The organism is Serpentinimonas raichei (assembly GCF_000828895.1).
GTDB lineage: Bacteria > Pseudomonadota > Gammaproteobacteria > Burkholderiales > Burkholderiaceae_C > Serpentinimonas > Serpentinimonas raichei.
In genome coordinates this window covers 1,229,824-1,246,336 of record NZ_AP014568.1, presented here as the reverse complement: position 1 = coordinate 1,246,336, position 16,513 = coordinate 1,229,824, and the positions used below count along the sequence as shown (strand labels likewise).

General features: G+C 67.3%; 13 protein-coding genes and 1 pseudogene. 3 read left to right on the top strand and 11 right to left on the bottom strand.

Translation table 11 applies throughout. The features are described from left to right. Positions 1–6: 6 nt before the first annotated feature. The 9 genes and pseudogenes from nadB to SRAA_RS05810 all read right to left on the bottom strand — a co-directional run bounded on the left by nadB (position 7) and on the right by SRAA_RS05810 (position 9,643). Positions 7–1,641, bottom strand: coding sequence for an L-aspartate oxidase (gene nadB, locus SRAA_RS05850; RefSeq protein WP_045531434.1), 1,635 nt, complete (start codon positions 1,639–1,641; stop codon positions 7–9). After that, a complete protein-coding gene (locus tag SRAA_RS05845) occupies positions 1,638–2,471 on the bottom strand; it encodes a segregation and condensation protein A (protein ID WP_045531433.1) in 834 nt (277 codons plus the stop codon). The genes nadB and SRAA_RS05845 overlap by 4 nt, the downstream gene beginning before the upstream one ends. 54 nt (positions 2,472–2,525) lie before the next feature. After that, a complete protein-coding gene (locus SRAA_RS05840) occupies positions 2,526–2,738 on the bottom strand; it encodes a DUF3460 family protein (RefSeq protein WP_045531432.1) in 213 nt (70 codons plus the stop codon). A 59-nt stretch (positions 2,739–2,797) separates the two neighbouring features. Further along, positions 2,798–3,859, bottom strand: coding sequence for a class 1 fructose-bisphosphatase (locus tag SRAA_RS05835; RefSeq protein WP_045531431.1), 1,062 nt, complete (start codon positions 3,857–3,859; stop codon positions 2,798–2,800). Positions 3,860–3,921: 62 nt separating this feature from the next. Next, positions 3,922–6,669 carry an aminopeptidase N gene (gene pepN / locus SRAA_RS05830; RefSeq protein WP_045531430.1) on the bottom strand — a complete coding sequence of 916 codons (2,748 nt, stop codon included), beginning with the start codon at positions 6,667–6,669 and terminating at the stop codon, positions 3,922–3,924. Positions 6,670–6,705: 36 nt separating this feature from the next. After that, positions 6,706–7,810 (bottom strand): peptide chain release factor 2 gene (gene prfB, locus SRAA_RS05825; protein WP_144318716.1). Its coding sequence is split into 2 segments (ribosomal slippage): positions 6,706–7,728 and positions 7,730–7,810, totalling 1,104 coding nucleotides; the frame shifts between segments, so codons are not numbered across the junction. 96 nt (positions 7,811–7,906) lie between these two features. Beyond that, positions 7,907–8,233 carry an XRE family transcriptional regulator gene (locus SRAA_RS05820; RefSeq protein ID WP_029461519.1) on the bottom strand — a complete coding sequence of 109 codons (327 nt, stop codon included), beginning with the start codon at positions 8,231–8,233 and terminating at the stop codon, positions 7,907–7,909. Continuing rightward, positions 8,214–8,590, bottom strand: a pseudogene (locus SRAA_RS05815) (type II toxin-antitoxin system RelE/ParE family toxin). The gene SRAA_RS05820 and the pseudogene SRAA_RS05815 overlap by 20 nt, the downstream one beginning before the upstream one ends. A 72-nt stretch (positions 8,591–8,662) precedes the next feature. Further along, positions 8,663–9,643, bottom strand: a complete 981-nt coding sequence (locus SRAA_RS05810; RefSeq protein WP_045531428.1) for an alpha/beta fold hydrolase — start codon at positions 9,641–9,643, stop codon at positions 8,663–8,665. Positions 9,644–9,669: 26 nt separating this feature from the next. Here SRAA_RS05810 and SRAA_RS05805 point away from each other — a divergent pair, with 26 nt between their 5' ends. The 3 genes from SRAA_RS05805 (at position 9,670) to SRAA_RS05795 (ending at position 15,757) form a co-directional block, all read left to right on the top strand. Continuing rightward, a complete protein-coding gene (locus SRAA_RS05805) occupies positions 9,670–11,529 on the top strand; it encodes an acetate--CoA ligase (protein WP_082039939.1) in 1,860 nt (619 codons plus the stop codon). Between the two features lie 44 nt (positions 11,530–11,573). Next, positions 11,574–14,165, top strand: a complete 2,592-nt coding sequence (locus tag SRAA_RS05800) for an ABC transporter permease (protein WP_082039938.1) — start codon at positions 11,574–11,576, stop codon at positions 14,163–14,165. Positions 14,166–14,251: 86 nt separating this feature from the next. Then, positions 14,252–15,757, top strand: a complete 1,506-nt coding sequence (locus tag SRAA_RS05795; protein ID WP_045531427.1) for an amidase — start codon at positions 14,252–14,254, stop codon at positions 15,755–15,757. A gap of 46 nt (positions 15,758–15,803) precedes the next feature. Here the strand turns inward: SRAA_RS05795 and SRAA_RS05790 are convergent, their stop codons facing one another. Together SRAA_RS05790 and SRAA_RS05785 are read right to left on the bottom strand one after the other, a co-directional pair. Continuing rightward, positions 15,804–16,127 (bottom strand): helix-turn-helix domain-containing protein, encoded by a 324-nt coding sequence (locus SRAA_RS05790; RefSeq protein WP_045531426.1) that lies wholly within the window; start codon positions 16,125–16,127, stop codon positions 15,804–15,806. Further along, on the bottom strand, positions 16,111–16,494 hold the full coding sequence (locus SRAA_RS05785; protein WP_045531425.1) for a type II toxin-antitoxin system RelE/ParE family toxin: 384 nt from the start codon (positions 16,492–16,494) through the stop codon (positions 16,111–16,113). The genes SRAA_RS05790 and SRAA_RS05785 overlap by 17 nt, the downstream gene beginning before the upstream one ends. Positions 16,495–16,513: the final 19 nt, after the last annotated feature.

Below are 16,513 nucleotides of genomic sequence, written 5' to 3'. Positions count from 1 at the left end.
CGGGCTTTAAGCGCGCGAGCGCGCTGCCGGGTCCAGCACCGTCGGGCGCGCTTCGGCCAGGGAGTGCGGGTGGTCTAGGCTGTAGTGAAGGCCGCGGCTTTCGTGGCGCGCTTGCGCGCTGCGCACAATCAAATCGGCCACCTCGACCAGGTTGCGCAGCTCCAGCAGGTCGCGCGTGAGGTGAAAGCTGCGGTAAAACTCCTGGATTTCGGCGCGCAACAGCGCGATGCGGTGCGCGGCGCGCTCGAGCCGCTTGTCGGTGCGCACGATGCCGACGTAGTCCCACATGAAGCGGCGCAGTTCGTCCCAGTTGTGGGCGATCACCACCTGCTCGTCGGCGTCGCTGACGCGGCTGGTGTCCCACGGGCGCACCGGTGCCAGCGCCGACGGCGTTTGGGCCACGATGTCGGCCACGGCGGCGCGCGCGAACACCACGCACTCCAGCAGCGAGTTGCTGGCCAGCCGGTTGGCCCCGTGCAGGCCAGTGCAACTGGCTTCGCCGACCACGTACAGGCCGCTCAGGTCGGTGCGGGCGCGCAGGTCGGTGAGCACGCCGCCGCAGGTGTAGTGCGCCGCCGGCACCACCGGGATGGGTTCGCGCGTGATGTCGATGCCCAGCTCGGCGCAGCGCGCCAGGATGGTGGGAAAGTGCTCTTGCAAAAAGGCCGGGCTTTGGTGCGAGATGTCGAGATAGACGCAGTCCAGGCCGTGTTTTTTCATCTCGAAATCGATGGCGCGCGCCACCACGTCGCGCGGCGCCAGTTCGGCGCGCGGGTCGTGCTCGGGCATGAAGCGGCGCGAGCCGAGTGCGGCCGGTAGCAGCAGGCGACCGCCTTCGCCGCGCACCGCCTCGCTAATGAGGAAGCTCTTGGCCTTGGGGTGATACAGGCAGGTGGGGTGGAACTGGATGAACTCCATGTTGGCCACGCGGCAGCCGGCGCGCCAAGCGGCGGCGATGCCGTCGCCGGTGGCGGTGTCGGGGTTGGAGGTGTAGAGATAAACCTTGCCCGCGCCACCGGTGCACAGCACGGTGTGCGGGGCCACGAAGGCTTGCACCTCGTCGGCGCTCTCATCGAAGGCGTAGGCCCCGAGGCAGCGCCGGCTGGGCCAGGTCGGGGCCAGGGCGTGGCGGTCGCTCAGGATCAGATCGACCAGGTTGTGGGTCTCGAACACCTGGACATTGGGGGCGGCGCGCACGCGCTCGATCAGCGTTTGCTGCACGGCGGCGCCGGTGGCATCGGCGGCGTGCACGATGCGCCGGTGGCTGTGGCCGCCTTCGCGCGTCAGGTGCAGCTCGCCCTCGTGCAGGGTGAAGCGGGTGCCCATCTGGCGCAGCCAGGCGATGGCGGCGGGGGCGTTTTCAACCGTGTAGCGGGTGGCGGCAGGGTCGCACAGACCGGCTCCGGCGACCAAGGTGTCGTCGATGTGGGCCTGGAAGCTGTCGTCGTCGGCCTGCACGGCGGCGATGCCGCCTTGGGCCCAGCCGCTGGAGCCGTCCTCGATGGTGCGCTTGGTGAGGATGGCGATGCGCAGGTGGCTGGGCAGCTGCAGCGCGGTGGCCAAGCCAGCCAAGCCGCTGCCGACGATCAGCACATCAAAAGCACGCGTCGGTGCGCAGGTGGGGGGTTGGGTCTGGCTCATGGTGTGTGGGCCGAATTATCGGGCGCTTCAAGCCCGGTGGCGGGCCCTAGGCGCACATAAATCGGCGCATAGGCGCTGGCCTGGGTGAGCTCGATCAACCCTTCGCGCGCCAGTTCGAGCAGGGCGATGAAGCTCACGATCAGCGCCGCCAAACCGTGCTCGGGTTGGAGCAGCTCGCCAAATTCGGCGAAGCGGCGCCGCTGCAACTGGCGCAGCATCTGGCTCATGAAGGCGCGCACGCTCAGCCGCGGGCCATCGATGCGGTGGTGTTGCACCAAGTGGGCGCGTTGCAGCAGCCGGCTCCACGCCTGCGCCAGCTCGCTGGGGCTGATGGAGGGCAGCGCCGGTGGCCCAACCACAGGCGCGGTGGCCTGCGCCAGCCAAAAGTCGCGCCCGAGCTGCGGCAGTTGATCGATTTTTTGCGCCGCCTGTTTGATCTGCTCGTATTCGAGCAAGCGGCGCACCAGTTCGGCGCGTGGGTCTTGGGCTTCGGCCTCGGGGCTGCTGCGTTGGGGCGGCAGCAGCAGCCGCGATTTGATCTCGATCAGCAGCGCCGCCATGAGCAGGTAGTCGCCCGCCAGTTCGAAATTGTGCGCGCGCACCTGCTCCACGTAGCTCAGGTATTGGCGCGTGACCTGCGCCATCGGGATGTCGAGGATGTTGAAGTGCTGCTTGCGAATCAGGTACAGCAGCAAATCCAGCGGCCCTTCGAAGGCCTCGAGGAACACCGCCAGCGCCTCGGGGGGGATGTAGAGATCGGGCGGTAGCTCAAACAGCGGCTCGCCGTACAGCCGCGCCAGCGCAGTCGCTCCACTGGGCGAAGGGTTCATGCGTGCGCAGACCCGGCAGGGCCGATGGGCAGGGCTGCGGCGGCGACTGCAGACTCAGCGCAGCGTCGGCTCGGTTTGATACACGTAGGGCTTTTGGGCCACTTTCGCAGCCTGGACCTGATGCCAGAATGGGCGGTCCACCGGCTTGTCCCACAGCAAGGCACGGCCTTGGCGCTGCAGAGCCTCCAGCTCGGGCTGGCGGCTTTTGAGCGAGTCCAGAAATTGGGTGGTGTCGGAGCGGTAGTGCGGGCGGGCAAAGAATGGCATGGGGCGTTCCGATTGAATGGCTGCTGGGGCAAGACAGGCGCAAGCCCTTGGCCGGGATTTTATGAAATAACTGAGCTCGGCGAAGCAGGGGTTGCAGTCGCTGCGAATGCTTGGTGGCAGCGCACGATGTGCTCGACCTCGTTGCGCGAGCCCAAGATCACGCTCACGCGCTGGTGCAGGGTGTGCGGCTGCACATCGAGGATGCGCTGCTGCCCGGTGCTGGCGGCACCGCCGGCTTGCTCGACGATCCAGCCCATGGGGTTGGCTTCGTAGAGCAGGCGCAGTTTGCCAGGCTTGTGCGGTTCGCGCTTGTCCCATGGATACAGAAACACGCCGCCGCGCGAAAGGATGCGGTGCACGTCGGCCACCATGGACGCAACCCAGCGCATGTTGAAATCCTTGCCGCGCGGGCCTTCGCGGCCTTGCAGGCAGTCGTCGATGTAGCGCCGCACGGGCGCATCCCAATGCCGCATATTGCTCATGTTGATGGCGAATTCGCTGGTATCTTCTGGTATCTGCACCCCATCTTGCGTCAAAACCCAAGAACCCTGCTCGCGCTCCAGCGTGAACATGGCGACACCGTTGCCCACCGTGAGCACCAGCGTAGTTTGCGGGCCGTAGATGCAGTAGCCGGCTGCAACCTGCTGCGCGCCGGCTTGCAAAAAGTCGGCCTCGGCCACCGGCTCGATGCGCAGCGGGTCGTCGTTTTGGCGGCGCAGCACCGAAAAGATGGTGCCGATGCTGACGTTGACGTCGATGTTGCTGGAGCCGTCGAGCGGGTCGAACAGCAGCAGGTACTCGCCCTGGGGGTAGCGGTTGGGGACGGCGTAGATGCCGTCCATTTCTTCAGAGGCCATGGCCGCCAGGTGGCCGCCCCACTCGTTGGCCTCGATCAGCACCTCGTTGGCGATCAGGTCCAGCTTTTTTTGCACCTCGCCTTGCACGTTGGCGCTGCCTGCACTGCCCAGCACCTCGCCCAGCGCGCCTTTGTTGACGCTGATGGCGATGCGCTTGCAGGCGCGCGCCACCACTTCGATCAGCAGCCGCAGCTCGGGTGGGATGCGGCCGTGGACGCGCTGTTGCTCGATCAGGTAGCGGGTGAGGGAGGTGCGTGGGTTCATGGCGCGGGCTGTTTGCTCTGGATTGGGCGGTCGGTTTTGTGGAAGCGAGTTTAAGCCCGCGTTCAGGCATCCGAGGCCAAGGCGCGGGTGAGGATTTCGTGTACGTCCGGGCTCAGGCCGGGGTGGCGTGCCACGTCGGCCAAGGCCTGGCGGGCGGCGCTGCGGTAGGGCTCGACCAGCGGTTGCCAGCGCTCGAGCGCACGCGCCAGCCGCGCCGCCACTTGCGGGTTGAAGGCGTCGATTTCGAGCACGCGCTCGCGCCAGAAGGCGTAACCGGCGCCGTCGGGGCGGTGCAGGGCGGCGGGGTTGGCGTGGCAAAAGGTGCCGATCAGGCTGCGCGCGCGGTTCGGGTTGCGCAGCTTGAAGTCGGGGTGTTGCAGCAGCGCCTTGACGCGCGCCAGCACCGTGCCGTTTTGGTCGGGGGCGCTGGCTTGCAAGGCAAACCATTTGTCGAGCACCAGTTCGTCGTGCCGGTAGCGCTGGTGCATGCGCTCCAGCGCCGGTTCGGCCAGCGCGTGGCCGCTGTGCAGCAGGGCTTGCAGCGCCTGCTGCAATTCGGTCATGTGGGCGGCGTCTTTGCAGCGCTGGTAGGCGCGGCCGGGCCAGACCGTATCGCCATTGCTGCGGGCGGCCAGGCACAACATGCCCAGCGCCAAACCGGCCAAGGCGCGGCGGCCACTGGAGGCCGGGTCGGGCCGGTAGGCCGCCCGGGGTTCGTGGTGCGCTTCATAGGCCCAGAGCCAATCCACATACAGCGCCTGCGCGAGCTGGCTGCGCACGGCCTGGCGCACGGCGTGGATGCGCGGTGGGTCAACCTGTTGCACTTGCTCGGCCAAGTAGGCTTCGCTGGGCAGGGTGAGCAGCAGTTCTTTGAAGGCCGGGTCGAGCCCGGGCTGGCGCAGCACGGCGCTCAGGGCCTGCACGGTGGTGGCGTCGAGCACGGTGGCCGGGATAGTGCCGTCGCTCTCGGCCGATTGGCGCAGCGCCGCCAGCATCTGGCGCAGCAGCAGTTGCTGGCCGGCCTCCCAGCGGTTGAACGGGTCGCTGTCGTGCGCCAGCAGGGCCAGCCAGTGGGCGGCATCGAAATCACCCTGCAAAATCACTGGGGCGCTAAAGCCGCGCAGCAGCGAGGGCGTGGGGGCGCTTTGCAGCCCGGCCAGCCCGGTAAAAACCCAGCGCTGCTGCGGCTCGCTCAGCACCAGGGTGCGGCTGTCGGCCACGGCTTGGCCCTCGCCTTCGAGCTGCAAGGGCAGGGCACGGCCATCGGGGCCGAGCAGGCCGAGCGTGACCGGAATCACGAACGGCTCTTTGTGCGGCTGCCCCGGCGTGGGCGGGCAGTGCTGGCTTAGGCTGAGGGTGTAGTGGCCGAGGGCCGGGTCGTACTCGGTGCAGGCTTGCACACGCGGGGTGCCGGCTTGGGCATACCAGCGCTTGAAGGCGTCGAGCTGCTGCGCCAGCGCGCTGCCGGGGTTGGCGTCGGCCATGGCCTGGGCGAAATCGTCGCAGGTCACGGCTTGGCCGTCGTGGCGCTCGAAGTACAGACGCAAGCCGCGTGCCATGCCGGCGCGGCCGAGTGGGTCGAGGGCGGCATCGCTCACCAGCGTTTGCATCATGCGCACCACTTCGGCCCCTTTTTCATAGACAGTGAGGGTGTAGAAGTTGTTGATTTCGGCGTATTGGTCGGGGCGCACCGGGTGCGCCATGGGGCCGGCGTCTTCGGCGAACTGGTTGCTGCGCAGCAGGCGCACGTCTTCGATGCGCTTGACCGCGCGCGCCGAGACGCTGCCGGCCATGTCTTGGCTGAACTCCTGGTCGCGAAACACCGTCAGCCCCTCTTTGAGGCTGAGCTGGAACCAGTCGCGGCAGGTGACGCGGTTGCCGCTCCAGTTGTGCAGGTACTCGTGCGCGACCACGCTCTCGACGTTGGCGTAGTCGGCATCGGTGGCGCTGGCGGGGCTGGCCAGCACGTATTTGGTGTTGAAGATGTTGAGGCCCTTGTTCTCCATCGCGCCCATGTTGAAGTCGCTGGTGGCGACGATCATGAAGCGCTCCAAGTCCAGCGGCAGGCCAAAACGGGCCTCGTCCCAGGCGATGGCGGCCATGAGCGCGTTCATGGCGTGCTCGGTTTTGTCGAGGTCGCCGGGGCGCACGTAAATTTGCAGGGTGTGTGCTTTCCCGCTGCGGCTGATGATTTTTTGTTCGCGCTGCACCAGCTTGCCCGCAACCAGGGCGAACAGGTAGCTGGGTTTGGGGTGCGGGTCGTCCCACACCGCGTAGTGACGCCCGCCCTCGAGATCGCCTTGTTCGACTAGGTTGCCATTGGAGAGCAGCACCGGGTAGGCGGCCCGGTCGGCGCGCAGGGTGACGCGAAAGCGCGCCATCACGTCGGGCCGGTCCAAAAAGTAGCTGATGCGCCTAAAGCCCTCGGCCTCGCACTGGGTGAAGAAGGTGCCTTGGCTCAGGTAAAGGCCCATGAGCTGGGTGTTTTTTTGGGGCGAGCAGGTGCTAAACAGCTCCAGATCGAAGGGCTCCGGGCCCTCGGGCAGGCGCTCCAGTACCAGTTGCGCGCCTTCGATGCGAAAGCTGCAGCCGCTGCCGTTGAGCAGCACCCGCGCCAGGTTGATCTCCACGCCATCTAGGCGCAGCGGCTGCGCGGGCACGGCGGGGTTGCGGCGCAGGCGCATGCGGTTGAGCACGCGGGTTTTGGCGGGGTCGAGGTCCAGCGTCAGATCCACCGAGTCGATCAAAAACGCAGGGGCGGTGTAGTCGTGGCGCCGCACCAGGTGGGCAGGGCCTTCGCGCAGGGTCATGGTGGCTTTCGGTGGATGGCAGTGAGCAGGAGGGGGTCAAACGCCTTGCTTGAGCGAGGCTTCGATGAAGGGGTCGAGGTCGCCGTCGAGCACTTTTTGGGTGTTGGAGATTTCGAGGTTGGTGCGCAGGTCTTTGATGCGGCTCTGATCGAGCACGTAGGAGCGGATCTGGTGCCCCCAGCCGACGTCGGTCTTGCTGTCTTCGAGCTTTTGCTGCGCTTCCATGCGTTTGCGCATTTCGTAGTCGTACAGGCGCGAGCGCAGCCGCTGCCAGGCGAGGTCGCGGTTGCTGTGTTGGCTGCGGCTGTCTTGGCACTGCACCACGATGCCGGTGGGCAGGTGGGTTAGGCGCACGGCCGAATCGGTCTTGTTGATGTGCTGGCCGCCGGCGCCGCTGGCGCGGTAGGTGTCGGTGCGCACGTCGGCGGGGTTGATGTCGATTTCGATCGAGTCGTCGATTTCCGGGTAAACGAACACCGAGGCAAAGGAGGTGTGGCGCCCGCCCGAGCTGTCGAAGGGGCTTTTGCGCACCAGCCGGTGCACGCCGGTTTCGGTGCGCAGCAGGCCAAAGGCGTAGTCGCCCTCGATTTTGATGCTGGCGCCCTTGATGCCGGCGCTGTCGCCCGCGGTTTCGTCTTCGAGCGTGGTTTTGAAGCCCTTGCGTTCGGCGTAGCGCAGGTACTGTCGCAGCAACATGCTGGCCCAGTCGCAGGCTTCGGTGCCGCCGGCGCCGGCTTGAATGTCGAGAAAGCAGTTGAGCGAGTCGGCCGGGTGGTTGAACATGCGCCGGAACTCGAGTTTTTCGACTTCGGCGCGCAACTGCGCGACTTCAAGCTCTATGGTCTCGAGCGCGGCTTCGTCACCGTCGGCGGCGGCGAGCTCGAACAACTCGCTGTGGTCGGCCAAGTCTGAGGTGAGGCGCTCCAGCACCAGCACCACGTTTTCGAGGCTGCGCTTTTCGCGCCCAAGCTCTTGGGCACGCTTGGGGTTGTTCCAGACCGCCGGGTCTTGCAGTGCGCTTTCGACTTCGCTCAGTTTGAGGGCTTTGGCATCGTAGTCAAAGATACCTCCGCAGCTCGAGCGTGCGCTGGCTCAGGTCGGCCAGCAGGGCGGAGAGGGTATTTTGGCGTTCGGCTTCCATGATTCGGGCTCGGTTTTGTGATTTGGGTGCGGCGGTGCGCGGGCAATCGCGCATTTTCTCATGCGCTGGGGGCGGCTGGCTTGGGGCAAGCGTGGATCAAACTGGCGCGGCCTTGCCCAGATCGGAGAAATTGGTGATCTTGACCGCACCGTCGGGGAAGCGCGCGACCACCTCCAGCTCGCCGCCCATCGCTTCGATGTGGCTGCGCAGGGTGGAGAGGTACATGTCGGTGCGTTTCTCGATTTTGGCAATAGAGGGCTGCTGCACGTGCAACACCTCGGCCAGCATTTTTTGCGACAGCCCACGCGCCTGACGCAGTTCGTTGAGTGGCATCTCTGCCAACATGGCCTGCGCTTGGGCTTGGGCCCGAGCGCGCGCCTCGGGCGACATTTGAGCGCGCAGATCAGCGAATTTCTTGGCCATGGATCAGCCCTTCCTTGAGCAGTTGTTGCAAATGATCGTCGTAGAGCCGGTCTGCCACCGGCACCTGGACCTCGTACCAGCGCTCGTCCCCGGTCTTGTCGCCGCCGAGCAGCAAGATCGCACAGCGGCGTGGGTCGAAGGCGTAGAGCGTGCGGTAGGGGCGGCCTTGGTGTTGTGTCCTGAGTTCCCGCATATGACTGTGCCGCGAGCCGTTGATTCCACTGCTGTGCGGAAAGCCCAAATTTGGCCCCGTGCTTCGAGCAACTGCACCGAGGCCGCCAGCGACTCCTGCTCTGCCTCAGACAGCGTGCCCCACCAGCGACCGAATTCATCGGTGTATTCGATGTCCCAGATCATGGCTGAAATATAACCTGCAGGGAATATGTGGTCAAGTGGGTTGCGCCCCGAAGTCGTGAGGCACTGGGCGAGCTAGGCCAAAAACTCCTGCAGCAAGGCCGCCAGCGCCTCGGGCTGGTCGTGGTGCAGCATGTGGCCGGCTTCGGGCAAGCGCTCGATGCGGCATTGGGGCAGCACCTGCAGGCGCTGGTGGAACTGGGCCCGGGTGTATTCGCCCTGGCGGTACCACTGGCCCAGGCTGTCGGCCTCGGCCTCCAGCACCAGCAGCGGGGCGCGGATGCTCGCCCACACCGCCAGCACCTCGTCGGCCCGGTACAACTGCGGGTTGACGATTTTGTGCGCTGCATCGCCCAGTATCTGCCACTGGCCGCTGGCATCGGGGGCGGCCCAGTGGGTGGCGAGCCAGTCGGCCCTCTCGGGTGCCAGGCGCGGGTTGGTTTTGCGCAGCCGCTGCGCCACGGCCTGTGCGCTGGGGTAACTTTTGAGCGCCAGAGTGCCCTGGCGCAGCGCGCGGATTTCGTCCAGCCAGCGCGCGTAGCGCTGCGGGGCCTGCTCGGGCTGGCTGGGCGGCAGACCAAAGCCTTCCACGTTCACCAGCCGGCGCACCCGTTCGGGCCGGATGCCGGCGTAGAGCATGGCCACATTGCCGCCCATGCTGTGGCCGACGAGGTCGATCGGGGCCTCGGCCGGGCGGCCCAGATCGGTGTTGAGGTGCTCGATCAGGGCGTCAAGGTCGGCCAAGTAGTCGGCGAACTGGTAGTGGTCGGCGCTGCCGTAGGCTTGCGGGTTTTCGGCCGGGTGGGTGGCTGCGGGCGCGAGCGGGCGCGTCTGGCCAAAGCCGCGCCAGTCTGGGGCGGTGACCAGGCGCTGGTCCAGCCAGGCTTGGGGACAGGCATCGACCATGAACTGCCACGAGGCCGACACATCCATCCAGCCGTGCAGCAGCAGCAGCGGGGTCGAGCCCGGCAGGTGGCGGCCCCATTGGCGCAGATGGTGGTTTTGCCCGCGCAGGGGCAGGGATAGGCTGTGGCTGGGGTGGCGGATTGGGTACATTGGAGGGATTATTCAGGAGACCGACCATGCCCAGCTGTCAAACAGCGGACAAGCCACACACCAAGCCAGACAAAAAGCCCGGCAAACCATCGGGTGCAGGTGACGCCCAGCGCGGCAACGCGCCCCATTCATCCGGCCCTGCCGGCGCCGACCCTTACACCGCCCTGCACGCCGATTTTCATTGGCAGGTGCCCGAGTTTTTCAACATCGCCGAGGTCTGCTCGCGCCGCTGGGCCGAGCAGGCGCAGAGCGCCAGCCAGACCGCAGTGATTGCCGACGGGCCCGAGCGCAAGCCGCGCGCGCACAGCTACGCCGAGCTGCAACAAGCGGCGAACCGCCTCTCCAACGGCCTGCGCTTGCTCGGGGTGCGCGCGGGCGAGCGGGTGGCGATCGCGCTGCCCCAGTGCTTCGAAACCGCCGTGGCCTACATCGCGGTGCTGCAACTGGGGGCGGTGGCGGTGCCGCTGTCGCAACTGTTTGGCCCCGAGGCGCTCGAGTTCAGGCTGCAAGACAGCGCCGCCAGCGTGGCGCTGGTGGACGGCGGCAGCGGTGCGGCGGTGCAGGGTTTGCGCGCCCAGTGCCCGGCGCTGCGCCATGTGCTGGGTTTGACCGGCCCTTGCGACCCCGAAATAATAGCTTGGCCGGCGGTGCAGCAGGCGGCTAGTGCGGATTTTGCGCTGGTTCCCACCCGCGCCGACGATCCGGCGCTGCTGATTTACACCAGCGGCACCACGGGCAACCCCAAGGGCGCCTTGATCCCGCACCGGGCGCTGATCGGCAACCTGAGCGGCTTTGTCTGCAGCCAAAACTGGTTTGGCTTCGACCCGCTGGATGCCAGCCAGCCCTCGCAGGCGGTGTTCTGGAGCCCGGCCGATTGGGCCTGGACCGGCGGCCTGCTCGATGCGCTGCTGCCGACGCTGTATTTTGGCCGCCCTATCGTGGCTTGGAGCGGGCGTTTTTCCGCCGAGGCGGCCTTTGCGCTGCTGCAGCGGCACCGCGTCACGCACACCTTCTTGTTCCCGACTGCGCTCAAGGCGATGATGAAAGACTGCCCGAAGCCGCGCCAGCGCTACCGGCTGCGCCTGCAGGCCGTGATGAGCGCGGGCGAGGCGGTGGGCGATGCGGTGTTTGACTACTGCCGCCAGCAGCTCGGCGTGACGCTCAACGAAATGTATGGCCAGACCGAAATCAACTACGTGGTGGGTAACTGCGCGCGCCTGTGGCCAGCGCGCCCCGGCAGCATGGGCAAGGCCTACCCTGGGCACCGCGTGGCATTGCTTGACGAGCAGGGCCAGGAGTGCGCCGAGGGCGCGATCGGCGAGGTGGCGGTGCACCGGCTGGACCGGCACGGCCAGCCCGATCCGGTGTTTTTTCTGGGTTACTGGAACAACCCCGGCGCCACGCGCGCCAAGTTCAGCGCCGACCCGGCCTCCAGTTGGTGCCGCACCGGCGACCTGGCGCAGCGCGACGCCGACGGCTATCTGTGGTACCAAGGCCGTGCCGACGACCTGTTCAAGTCGGCCGGCTACCGCATCGGGCCTGGCGAGATCGAGAACTGCCTGATCAAGCACCCGGCCGTGCTCTACGCCGCCGTGGTGCCCAAGCCCGATGCGCAACGCGGGGCCTTGGTCAAGGCTTATGTGGTGCTGGCGCAGGAGGCGGCGCAGCGGCGCGCGCGCTGCATCGACCCAGCGCAGGAGTTCGACGCCGCCTTGGTGGCCGAATTGCAGGCCCACGTCAAAGGCCGGCTGGCACCCTACGAGTACCCCAAAGAAATCGAGTTCATCGAGGCCTTGCCCATGACCAGCAGCGGTAAGGTCCAGCGCCGGCTGCTGCGGCTGCAAGAGCTGGAGCGGGCGCAACCGGCTGCGGGCGGGCGCCAGTAGAGCCGTCCGCTGGGTTATCGGCTTTGGGTTAGGCTTGGGGGTCCATGAACGACCACGCTTCCGCCTCCAAGCCTGCGCCCGCCTCAGCGCCTGCGCCCCCGATTCCACCAGCCCCCCGATCCGCCTCGTTTTGGGGCATCGGCTGGCGTGCCCTGCGGCGCGACGCCCGCGCCGGCGAGCTGCACCTGCTGCTGCTGGCGGTGGCCTTGGCGGTGGCGGCCCTGACGGCGGTGGGATTCTTTTCCGACCGCTTGCAACAGGGCTTGCAGCGCGATGCACGCCATTTGCTGGGCGGCGACGCCGTGGTGCGCAGCGACCAGCCCCTGCCGGCGGCCTTTGTGCAGCAGGCGCAGGCGCTGGGGCTGGAGCTGACGCAGCACCTGGGCTTTCCCACCATGGCGCGCGCCGACGACGCCCAAGGCGGCACCGTGCGGCTGGTGGCGCTCAAGGCGGTGCAAGACAACTACCCGCTGCGCGGCCAATTGCTGGTGGGTACGGCCCTGGGCGACCCGGGGCAGGCCACCACCGAGGTGCCGCGCCCGGGCACGGTCTGGGTCGATCCGGCCTTGTTGGCGGCGCTCGGGGTGCAGGTGGGGCAGGTGCTCTGGCTGGGCGACAGCCGCCTGACGATCGAGCGCCTGATCGTGCTGGAGCCCGATCGCGGTGGCGGTTTCATGAGCCTGCAACCCCGGGTGCTGCTGCACCAGAGCGATTTGGCCGCCACCGGCTTGGTGCAACCAGCCAGCCGCATCGCTTATCGGCTGGTGGTGGCCGGCCAAGATGCGGCCGTGCAGCAATACGTGGCTTGGGCCCAAGCCGAGATCGAGCGCAGCGGCGTGCGCGGGGCGCAACTCGAATCTTTCGAGACCGGGCGGCCCGAGTTGCAGCAAACCCTGCAACGCGCCGAGCAGTTCCTCAGCCTCGTGGCGCTGCTGGCGGCGCTGTTGTGTGCGGTGGCGGTCTCCATCGCCGCGCGCGTGTACGCCACGCGCCACCTCGACGACTGCGCCATGCTGCGCGTGCTGGGCCTGTCGCAGGCCACCATGGCACGCGCTTACGCGCTGTCGTTCGTGTTGGTGGGCCTGCTGGCCAGCCTGATCGGGGTCTTGCTGGGCTACCTGGTGCACCACGGCTTCGTGCTGCTGTTGGCCGATTTGCTGCGCGCCGACTTGCCCGCCCCCAGCGGCTGGCCGGCCCTGTTTGGCTTGGGGGTGGGCCTGACCCTGATGCTGGCCTTTGGCCTGCCCCCGGTGTTGCAACTGGCGCGGGTGCCGCCGCTGCGCGTGATCCGGCGCGAGGTGGGCGGCATCAAGCCGGCTTCGCTCGGGGTTTTGCTTTTGGGGGGGCTGGGTTTTGCCGCGCTGCTGCTGGGCGTCAGCCACGACCTGCAAATGGGCCTGATCGCGGTGGGCGGCTTTGCGGCGGCGGCGGCGCTCTTTGCTGTGACCAGCTATGCGGCGGTGCGGCTGCTGCGCCGCTTTGTCAATGAAGCCACCGCCCCCACCTGGCTGCGCCTGGCGACGCGCCAGATCGCGGCCCGGCCCGCCTATGCGGTGCTGCAAATCAGCGCGCTGGGCATCGGCTTGCTGGCGCTGTTGTTGCTGGTGCTGCTGCGCACCGACCTCATCAGCAGTTGGCAGCAGGCCACGCCCGCCGACGCCCCGAACCGCTTCGTCATCAACATCCAGCCCGATCAGGCCGATGCCTTTCAGGCCAGTTTGCGCGCGCAGGGCATCGAAGGCTTTGACTGGTACCCGATGTTTCGTGGCCGCTTGGTGGCCATCAACGATCAGCCGGTGGACGCCGATGCGCTCCCGACCGAGCGCGGCCGCCGCTTGGTGGAGCGCGAATTCAACCTCTCGCACAGCGCGCTGGCGCCCACCCACAACGCCATCGTGGCCGGCCGCTGGCAGCCCGAAGAGGCAGGCAGCATCAGCGTGGAGGAGGGTTTGGCCGAAGAGCTGGGCCTGCAATTGGGCGATCGCCTGACGTTCGAGATCGCCGGGGCGCCGGTGCAGGCGCGCATCAGCAGCCTACGCGAGGTCGATTGGTCGTCGATGCGGGCCAACTTTTTTGTGCTGTTTCCGGTGTCGCAGTTGCCCGATGTGCCGGTGACGTACCTGAGCGCCTTTCGCGCCCCGGCCACGCCAGGCTTTGACGCCGACTTGGTGCGCGCCTACCCCAACGTCACGCTGATCGACCTGAGCGGCACGCTGGCGCAGTTGCAGCAGGTGCTCACGCAAGTGACCCGTGCGGTGGAGTTCCTGTTTTCTTTCACCCTTGCGGCGGGGCTGGTGGTCTTGTTTGCCGCCATTGGGGCCACGCGCAGCGAGCGCGAGCGCGAGTACGCGATCCTGCGTGCCCTAGGGGCTCAGACGGACCTGTTGCGGGGTGTGCAGCGGGCCGAATTGGCCGGGGTCGGTCTGCTGGCCGGCCTGCTGGCGGGGCTGGCGGCTTTGGCCACGAACTGGGCGCTGGCGCGCTGGGTGTTTGGCTTTGACTGGACGCCGGCGCTGTGGGTGCCCTTGGCCGGTGCCGTGGCGGGCGCCGTGCTGGCGCTGGCGGCGGGGTGGGCTGGGCTGCGCTCCGTGCTGCGCACCCCAGTGGTGCAGACACTGCGCCAGGCCGCTCAGTAGGGTGCCCGGTAGGGGTTGTGCGCAGCCTCCCAAGGGCGCAACTGCGCTCTAATACCGGGCAACGCGGTTTTACAACGGTCAGCCCAATGCCCAACTTCACCGACTACGAACTACACGACGCCCTCGGCCTGGCCGAACTGGTGCGCGAGGGCGCGGTGAGCGCACGCGACCTGCTCGACGAGGCGATCCGCCGCCGCGACGCGCTCAACCCGCAGCTCAACGCGGTGGTGCAGGCCATGGACGAGCAGGCCTATGCGGCCATCGAAGCCGGCCTGCCCGAGGGGCCTTTTCATGGCGTGCCCTTTCTGCTCAAAGACCTGCTGGCCGCCTACGCCGGGGTGCCGCTGACCCATGGCAGCCGCGCCTTGAGGCACTACGTGCCCGACCGCGACAGCGAAATGGTGCGCCGCTTCAAGGCCGCCGGGCTGGTGATTTTTGGCAAGACCAGTTGCCCCGAAAACGGCTACTTGGGCAGCACCGAATCGCGCCTGCACGGCATCACGCGCAACCCCTGGGATTTGCAGCGCTCGGCCGGCGGCTCCAGCGGCGGCTCCGGGGCGGCGGTGGCGGCGCGCATCGTCCCCATGGCCAGCGGCGGCGACGGCGGCGGCTCGCTGCGCATTCCGGCCTCGGCCTGTGGCGTGGTGGGGCTCAAGCCCTCGCGCGGCCGCAACCCCTACGGGCCGCTGGTCGGCGAGCCCTGGTTTGGCCAGGTGCAAGAGGGCGTGATCAGCCGCAGCGTGCGCGACAGCGCCGCCGCGCTCGACGCCACCTGTGGGCCAGACCTAGGCTGCCCCTACACCGCGCCTGCGCCGCCTAGGCCCTTTTTGCAGGAAGTCGCGCAGCCGCCGGGCCGCTTGCGCATTGCCTGGAGCGCGCAACCCCTGCTGCGCCAGGGCGAGATCAGCGCCGAGTGCCAGCGCGCCTTGCAGCAGACGGTGGCGCAGTTGCAGGCGCTGGGGCACGAGCTGGTCGAGGCCGCGCCGACTATCGACCGCGCCGTGGTGGGCCAAAGCTATGTGCTGCGCGTGATGTGCGCCGCCGCCGCCGACCTGCGCGAAGCGCGCCGCCTGCTCGGCCGGCGCTTGCAGCCCGACGATTTCGAGCCCGCCACCTGGCTGCTGGCGCGCTTTGGTGAATCGCTCTCTTGCGCCCGGCTGGAGCTGGTGGCGCGCGATCTGCACCAGCAGCGCTATTTGTTCGAGCGCTTCATGCAGGGTTTCGATGCGTTCCTCACACCCACGCTGGCCAAGCCGCCGGTGCCGCACGGCGAATTTGAGTTGCACGGTATGGACAAAATAGCCGCTTGGCTCGCGACCCACACCGGCCTGGGGCCGCTGACGCGGCTGCTCGATTCCATGCTGCCCACGCTGGTGCAAAAAAACTTCGACTGGGTGGCCGCGCCGCCGCTGGCCAACCTCACCGGCAACCCCAGTATCTCGCTGCCTTTGCAGCACTGCAGCGCGGGGCTGCCCATAGGCATGATGTTCACCGCCCGCTACCTTGATGAGGCTTGCCTGCTGCGGCTGGCCGGCCAGTTGGAGCGCGAACTGCCCTGGGGCCACAGGCGGCCGCCTTTGCTTGTGCGGTGAGGGTCTGTGCTGCACCCGAGCAGACGGGGTGCGCGCGCTGCTGCATTCAGATCAATGCGTCGAGACCTTTGCGCTCTAGCAGGTTGAGCAGTTTCTGCGAAGGGCCGCTGGGGTGCTTGTCACCCAGTTCCCACTGACGCACAGCGGATGGGCTGGTGTTGAGCAGTGAGGCCAGCACGGTCTGGCTGATCTGGTAGCGCTCACGCAGGGAGCGAATCATCTCGCTGTCGTAGTCGGGAATCGGGTCCAGGCACAGTGCGTCGTACTTGCGCATCTTGCGCTGGTCGATGAAGCCCAGGCGATGCAGATCCGCTGCCGTTTCGTGCACCGCCTCCAGGATCCGGCTTTTGGCCTTAATTTTTGTCGTCATGGCAAATTTCCAGTAGTGAGCCGTCTTCTACCCCTGCGTCGAGCGCCTTGTCGGTACGGGACAGCAAATCTTGGGCAATGGCTTGCAACGCTTCTTTTTCTTCGGCGCTGATGTTGGCCCGTTCGTTCTTTTCGAAGCCGAACACGAAAAACCACAAGTCCCCCTTGTTGGTGGCCACCAAGGTTCTGGCGCCGCCGCGCTTACCCCGACCTGCCAAGCCCACCCGCTTCTTGACCACGCCGCCGCCCAAGTCGGCATCGATCAGCCCGTGCGACATCTCGCGCACTGCGCCACACAGGGCCGCATCGCTCAAAACGGTCTTGCGCATCCAGCGACTGAAGTGGCGGGTTTTGAAGACTCGATTCATGGGCAAACTATAACACTTG

Bases quoted from the DNA above. Each gene is read 5' to 3' on its own strand.
- SRAA_RS05805 (WP_082039939.1), top strand. From the start codon at position 9,670: ATGCCCAGCTGTCAAACAGCGGACAAGCCACACACCAAGCCAGACAAA.
- SRAA_RS05810 (WP_045531428.1), bottom strand. From the start codon at position 9,643: ATGTACCCAATCCGCCACCCCAGCCACAGCCTATCCCTGCCCCTGCGC.
- SRAA_RS05790 (WP_045531426.1), bottom strand. From the start codon at position 16,127: ATGACGACAAAAATTAAGGCCAAAAGCCGGATCCTGGAGGCGGTGCAC.
- SRAA_RS05840 (WP_045531432.1), bottom strand. From the start codon at position 2,738: ATGCCATTCTTTGCCCGCCCGCACTACCGCTCCGACACCACCCAATTT.
- SRAA_RS05785 (WP_045531425.1), bottom strand. From the start codon at position 16,494: ATGAATCGAGTCTTCAAAACCCGCCACTTCAGTCGCTGGATGCGCAAG.
- SRAA_RS05800 (WP_082039938.1), top strand. From the start codon at position 11,574: ATGAACGACCACGCTTCCGCCTCCAAGCCTGCGCCCGCCTCAGCGCCT.
- SRAA_RS05835 (WP_045531431.1), bottom strand. From the start codon at position 3,859: ATGAACCCACGCACCTCCCTCACCCGCTACCTGATCGAGCAACAGCGC.
- SRAA_RS05845 (WP_045531433.1), bottom strand. From the start codon at position 2,471: ATGAACCCTTCGCCCAGTGGAGCGACTGCGCTGGCGCGGCTGTACGGC.
- pepN (WP_045531430.1), bottom strand. From the start codon at position 6,669: ATGACCCTGCGCGAAGGCCCTGCCCACCTGGTGCGGCGCCACGACTAC.
- SRAA_RS05795 (WP_045531427.1), top strand. From the start codon at position 14,252: ATGCCCAACTTCACCGACTACGAACTACACGACGCCCTCGGCCTGGCC.
- SRAA_RS05820 (WP_029461519.1), bottom strand. From the start codon at position 8,233: ATGGCCAAGAAATTCGCTGATCTGCGCGCTCAAATGTCGCCCGAGGCG.
- nadB (WP_045531434.1), bottom strand. From the start codon at position 1,641: ATGAGCCAGACCCAACCCCCCACCTGCGCACCGACGCGTGCTTTTGAT.